5 protein-coding genes and 3 pseudogenes are annotated in these 6,250 nt (G+C 65.4%); 6 read left to right on the plus strand and 2 right to left on the minus strand.

Translation table 11 applies throughout. From position 1 onward, the window contains the following. Positions 1–114 precede the first annotated feature (114 nt). The 4 genes and pseudogenes from IE107_RS31850 to IE107_RS31865 all read left to right on the plus strand — a co-directional run. A pseudogene (locus IE107_RS31850) lies at positions 115–312 on the plus strand (IS110 family transposase); the annotation flags it as partial. Positions 313–445: 133 nt separating this feature from the next. Next, on the plus strand, positions 446–1,180 hold the full coding sequence (locus IE107_RS31855; protein WP_373302545.1) for an MFS transporter: 735 nt from the start codon (positions 446–448) through the stop codon (positions 1,178–1,180). Between the two features lie 272 nt (positions 1,181–1,452). Further along, entirely contained in the window at positions 1,453–2,250 is a 798-nt protein-coding gene (locus IE107_RS31860; protein ID WP_189547826.1) for an NAD-dependent epimerase/dehydratase family protein, read from the plus strand. Between the two features lie 250 nt (positions 2,251–2,500). Further along, on the plus strand, positions 2,501–2,692 hold the full coding sequence (locus IE107_RS31865) for a hypothetical protein (RefSeq protein WP_189547827.1): 192 nt from the start codon (positions 2,501–2,503) through the stop codon (positions 2,690–2,692). Between the two features lie 148 nt (positions 2,693–2,840). Here the strand turns inward: IE107_RS31865 and IE107_RS31870 are convergent, their stop codons facing one another. Next, entirely contained in the window at positions 2,841–3,245 is a 405-nt protein-coding gene (locus tag IE107_RS31870) for a hypothetical protein (protein ID WP_189547828.1), read from the minus strand. After that, positions 3,242–4,062, minus strand: a pseudogene (locus tag IE107_RS31875) (IS5 family transposase). The gene IE107_RS31870 and the pseudogene IE107_RS31875 overlap by 4 nt, the downstream one beginning before the upstream one ends. A 778-nt stretch (positions 4,063–4,840) precedes the next feature. Between IE107_RS31875 and IE107_RS36230 the strand changes: the two are divergent. Beyond that, a pseudogene (locus IE107_RS36230) lies at positions 4,841–5,160 on the plus strand (Tn3 family transposase); the annotation flags it as partial. A 668-nt stretch (positions 5,161–5,828) separates the two neighbouring features. Then, positions 5,829–6,119, plus strand: coding sequence for a hypothetical protein (locus tag IE107_RS31885; protein WP_189547829.1), 291 nt, complete (start codon positions 5,829–5,831; stop codon positions 6,117–6,119). Positions 6,120–6,250: the final 131 nt, after the last annotated feature.

Consider the following 6,250-nt stretch of genomic DNA (forward strand, 5'->3'; position numbering starts at 1 on the left):
GGCTCCCCACGACGACTCGGCCGCCGAGTGGGAAATGCGAACAGGTCGCTGTGTAGAGCAATGCCGGCGAGATCGTCCGTGGTCTGTGCTGCACGCACAACGAGCTGGAGCACGATGAACCGGATATGGGCCGGAACCGACTGCGGCAAAACCCACTACCACACTCTGGTCCTGGACAGTGAGGGTGAGCCCCTGCTGTCGCGGCGGGTGGCCAACGACGAGCCCGAGCTGCTGAAGCTGATCGGCGACGTCCTGGATCTTGCCGGCGGCCGACAGGTCACGTGGGCGTTGGACATGGCGGGCGACGGGCCTCGCGCTCGGCGTTCTTGACGGATTTCTTGTCGGCGGAGATCCGGATGCAGCCCGCTTCGGCGAGAACGTGGATCTGCCGGTCGAGCTACTACCCCTTCCTTACGTGGTGGTCAAAGCGTTCACCGGACCGCTGGTGGACCGGGTCGGCCCGCGGGCCGCTTCCTGGACGGCCCATCTGGCCAGCGCGCTCCACGCCCTGGACCTGCTCTCCTTTCCCGTTCTGCTGGCCCTGGTCGCACTGATCGGCACGGCCCGGGGCCCCGGCGACCCGGCCAACGAGGTGACGGTCCCGGAGCCGGCCGAGCGCGGCCGAGTGCCGCTGGAGCGGGCCGCCGGTCTGTCCGGCGTGTCCGAGCGGCTCGCCTCCACCGTCGGCCTGGCGGTCGGCGGATCCCTGGTGGCGCTGCTCGGTCCCCTGACAACGCTGACCGTCAATTCGGGCTGCTTCGCCCTCGGATCATTGATCATCAAACTCGTGCTGCCTCGTGGCAGGGGCACGCGGCCGAGGAAGCCCCCTCGCCGACCACGGAGACGGGCCCCGGCTACTGGCAGTGGTTCTGCGAGGACTTCACCTTCCTGCGCGACGAGCCGTTGCTGCTCACCGTCATCGTCATGGTCGGCATCACCAAGCTGCTGGACGCAGCGTTCACCGCGGTGTCCGTACCCGTCTGGGGCCCGGGAGTCCGGCAATGGGCCGACCGTGATCGGCCTGATGGGCAGCGTGATGGGGGCCGCGGCGGTCGGCGGGAGCCTGATCGCCGCGGTGGTCGCACACCGGCTGCAGCGGCGGATAGTGGTTCTCACCGGTTCCTGCCGGCCGGGGCACCGAGGTTCCTGGTCCTCACCTTCGACGCCCCGTTGGGGATAGTACTGGCCATCTTCGCGGTAAGCGGGTTCGGTGCCGTCCTCGTCGAGCCGCTCGGCCCGTGTTCACTGGCTCACCGATCAAGTGGGCGACCAGTTCACAGGCAGGGTGGAGCTGGCACCTCTATAACCTTTCAGCAGACAGACAAGACCGCCGTCTCCCTCTGCGTCTGCCAAATGATCGGCCGAACAAGTCCAAGCCGTCGGAGTTGCTGTTCTGTCTCGATGAGACATTCTGCGGCCGGGCTGTGGGTCGCGTGAGGCAGAGTTTCCGTCATGGGAACGAGTCTTGGGACTGTGGTGGTCACCGGTGCGGCCGGGCGAATTGGGTCGGTGGTACGGGTCGGTCTGCGCGGTGAAGCGGAACGCTTGGTGCTCGTCGATCGCGTCGGCCTTGCTGCGCAGTCGCCGGCCGAGGAGGTACGACAGCTTGATCTGCGCGACGCCGAGGCGGTGACAGCGGCCTTGGAAGGTGCGGACGCGGTGGTGCATCTGGGCGGGGTCCCGGATGAGGCACCGCTGCCGGAACTGTTGGATGGCAATGTTAAGGGAACGCACAACGTGCTGGAGGGTGCACGTCGGCAAGGGGTGGGGCGGGTAGTCCTCGCCAGCAGTAACCGGCTCACCGGCTTCTATCCGGTCTCGACGACCGTCACACCCGAGCTGCCGCCACGCCCGGACGGTCTCTATGGGGTGAGCAAGGTAGCGGTTGAGGCTCTGGGACGTCTGTATGCGGACAAATTCGGTCTGTCCGTGGTGTGTCTGCGTATCGGGAGCTTTGAAGACGCGCCGACCGAGCAACGTCATCTGGCCACCTGGCTGAGCCCGCGCGACTGTCTCGGCTTCGTCCGCGCGGCTCTCACCGCCATCGACATCAACTTCGCAACCGTGTATGCCGTTTCCGCCAATACGCGGCGGTTCTGGGACATCGAGGCCGGGTCGGCTCTGGGATACACGCCCATGGACGACGCGGAAACCTTCACACCGCGCATTCCGCCGGCAGGGGACGCGGCGGAACACGATGTGCAGGGCGGTGCATACGCCAGCGCGGAATACACGCTCCGACACGTCTGAGAGGACGGTTCGTGAGCTGATATCCGTTTCTGGGTGAGGTTGGGGCAAGGCTGCTGGTCCCGGGGCTTCGGCGGGCTACTGCTGCCTGGCGAAGCCGCCGGCGTCGGCTTTGTCGAGGACGTTGAATCTGCCTGAGCGCTCGTCCGCGTAGGATGCGCTCCACGAACTGGTCGTACGGGTGAGGGGTTGGGGACTGAAGGTGTTGGGGGGCAGGAAAAAGGAGGGCGGGCTGCCGAGGATCCCGCGGAGCGTGGATCCACGGCGAGCCCGTGCCTTGCCGGTTCCGGCCGAGGCGCAGGCCGACGCGCGCATGTTCATGCTGGGTGGCGACACCCTTCGAGCGGTCAAGGTGATCGTGGACGCGACGGGCTACGACCTGCGCCAGGCCCGGGACATCGTGTATGCGCTGGTCTACGACATTGAGGTGCCGAGGGGGAGCTGAGCCGAGGCGCGACGCACGCGGATCCGGATGTCCTCCGTGATCGTCGAGGTGAGGCTTGGGGCAGGTGATCAGAGGACAGGTTTCGAAAGCTGATATCCGTTTCTGGGTGAGGGTGGGGCAAGGCTGCTGGTCGCGGAGCTTCCGTCGACTACTGCTTCCTGCTGAAGCTGCCAGCGTCGACCTCGGTGAGGACGTTGAGCTTGACGAGGCGTTTCAGCTTGGCGCGGGTGCCTTCGATGTTCTTCGGCAGCAGTTCGTGGTCGAGGGCTTGGCAGACGTCGCGAGCCCGGAGGGGGCCGGTGGCCTCGTTGAAGACGGTGAGGATGCGGGGGTAGTCCGGGTGCTCGGGCAGGTCTGGCGAGGCCGACTGGACCGGGAAGCGGTCAGCGAGAGCAGTGATGGTCTTCCTGGTTATCGCGAGGTGCTCGAGATGGGTCTCAGCCTCTCGCAGTCGGCCCTTCAGTTCGTCGATCTGCGTGCGGAGTTCGTCGGCCAGGGTCCGGGCGGCGTCTTCCTGGAGGTCGAGCGCGTCGAGCAGGGGCTTGATGTTCACGCCGTCACCGCTTCCGCATCGCGCCAGGTGGGGGTGCTCGCTCCGGTCAGGCGGCGGACCATCACGTGGGTCATCGCCCAGTAGACGCGCGAGGCGGAGGAGGACAGGCGGTGCTCGTAGTCGCGGACCAGGCGCCGGTGCAGTATCAAGACGCCGTAGGTCTGCTCGACACTCCACCGCTTCGGCTGCGGGACGAACCCCGCCTCCTGTGGGTTTCGTCCGACGATCTCGACCTCGATGCCCAGGCCGCTGCCGTGCGCGACGACCTGGTTCTTGAAGCCCTGGTCGACCAGTGCCTTGCGGACGGTTTCCCCGGCGCGCTCGACGATCTGGTTCAGCAGGTCGACCCCCGCGGCGTTGTCGTGCGTGTTCGCGGCCAGCACGATGACGGCGATGACCAGACCGAGCACGTCGACGGTCAGTCCCCGCTTGCGGCCCGGGACCTTCTTCGCCGGATCCCGGCCGGTCGTGGCGGCAGGGACCCCAGCGGCTACGCGGACGCTCTGGGTGTCCAGGATTACCAGGGTCGGGTCCTCTAATCGGCCGGCCTTCTCCCTCACCTGGCAGCGCAGGAGTTCATGGATGACCTGGTCGGTTCCGTCGTCGCGCTCTTCGGCGGCAGATCGTGCGGGAGGTAGGCCCACTGGCAGCCGGTCCGGCCCTGATAGAGGAGCGCGTTCACGATCTCCCTCATCGCGTAGGCGCCCTGGTGACCGCTGACCGAGCGGTGCCGTTCCTTCCACGCCGTGATCACCGGGTCGATCAGAGCCCACTGCTCGTCCGATAAGTCGCTTGGGTACGGCGTGCGTTCACTCACCCCGCCACCTGAACGGACCACCGTCTGCGGACCGGTAGATTCCGCCCGCACCCACACCATCAGGCGATGACAAAACCATTCAAATTCTTACGAACCGCCCTCTGAGCGCGGCCAACCGCTGCAGTGAGGCATCTCAGCCGCAGCTCTTGATCACAGCGGTTCGCGGTGCGGGCAGCGGGCTGACTCGGGCCGTTCCGGCAGCGTCTTCGCAGCGCTGGACGATCTCCTCGTGCTCTGCAGCACAGCACTCGCTGGGCTGCAGGGCTTACGATCCGGAGCGCAACCCCAGAGCGCTGTGTTCCACCACTCTTGAGGGAAGATCGCTCTTTCCCGAAGCCCGAGCAGTCAACTTCACGAGATCGGCCCGGAGATCGGCGGCGGGCTCACCAAGGACAATCGCGCTGGTGATCAGCTCCAGCATCAGTCAGTCGTACTCCTCCCCCATACTCCGATAGCGCTCGCGATCGGCCTCCACAACAGCAGAGGCGATCTTCCTCCCACCACCAGTCACTGGGCAAAGGTCGCCTCATGGACGCCGTGACCAGTCCAACTTCGGCACATAAAAAGGACATCGCCTTCAACGAAGACGTTCCACTTCTCGTCCATGTCCCGGGCTCGATATCCGCGCCGGATCCGGCCCCAGCCCTCGTCAGTCCAGACTGATCCGGCAACGGAGACACCGGTCGGGGCGTGTTGATCGGATGGAGGCGCCGGAACGACTCTCGGGTGAGCGGGGCATCGGCAGTCATGAAGTGATCCAACGGAAGCACCACTCCAACAGGACGTCCTGCGGATCAGCGTCTCCATCCACACCCGAGCCGTCCGCACCTACGAATGAATCCGCATGCTCTCGCGCGACTGCCGCACCACCACCCTGCTCGGCGACGCGACCACCCACTACGGACGGATCGCCGAAACCCTCCACATCTTGCGCCTGGCCGACAAGCCCGGATATCGGCGGCAGATCAAGGTGCAGGCCTACTCCAGGAAGGCTCCACGCACTCGCCCGGAAGACCGTCCATGGATGTGCCGGGCAGCTCTACCAGCTCGATCAACGCGGCATGGAAGAACCAGATTGGCACCCTCGGCCTGGTCCTCTGCCGAATCGAATGACGAGCCGGTCTCGAACCTCTGGCGCGACGCAGGTCAACTCTCTCAACACTCCTCCAGCAGGTGGTGGAGTTCCTGCGTATCCTACGGGAATGGTCCGCACACGCACCACCATTTCACTTTCGCGGAGCGTGAAGAGCACCCGCTTCCAAATACCCAATACGGCGCTCAGGATTATGGGAGATTACCAATCCCGAAGACCGTTGCCCGTTGCTCATCCGGGCGAACAACCCGCAGTAGCAGAATCGGGATTGGGCCCAGATCCTGGATACAGGCATGAAGCCGATCGCGACGTCGGGCCCGTACGTACCGTGGCGGGTGCTGGGCGAACCAGGATTACGGGTGCGGACGTAACGCGGACACCCGTGCTCCCGCGCCGCCGCCGAAGCGGCTCTCGTGCCCTGAATGGCCTTGTGTCGGCGGTTGGTGACTGTGGCTGTTCTGCGCGGATATGCGAGGCGCGCTTCGGGTGGTCTGCGTCGTCGGCTCGCCCGATGGTGGGACGGCGGCTGGGACATGTCCGGGACACGGCGAATCCCTGGTCGCTCCTAGCGGTGTTCGTCCAGAGTGGGCACCAGGCAAAGGGTTGCACCAGTACAACCACGTCCCCTGGCACGCTCAGGGATGCTCCGTACTGTCAGAAGGAGAATTACACCATGCGTAAACGCACTGCCGTTCTGGGTGCTTTCGGCGCCGCCGCTGTCACGCTAGCCGTCTCGACCAGTACCCAGGCCGCCACATGGACGCCCACGGGGGCCACCCAACACGCCAATATCCGAGAGTGCTATCGCGCCACTTGTAAGTCAACGGGCGTCATTTTCCCAGGGATGGGCGTCTGGTGGTCGCACTACGCGTACAACGACGCGCACAACAAGTGGTACTACGTCAGAAATGACAACGGAAATACCGGCTGGGTGTATTGCGGAAACGTCACCGCTGGCTGCTGAGGGTCCCACGCAGAAGGCTCCACCGTCAGACTGTGACGGCGGAGCCCAAGGGCTGGGTGTGTCAATTTAACGGCTGATCTTGGTTGTTGAGGTTCAGTTGTTGGCCGGGGTGAGCCGGCCCTCGAAGGCGA

The sequence above is a fragment of the Streptomyces gelaticus genome, assembly GCF_014649535.1.
GTDB lineage: Bacteria > Actinomycetota > Actinomycetes > Streptomycetales > Streptomycetaceae > Streptomyces > Streptomyces gelaticus.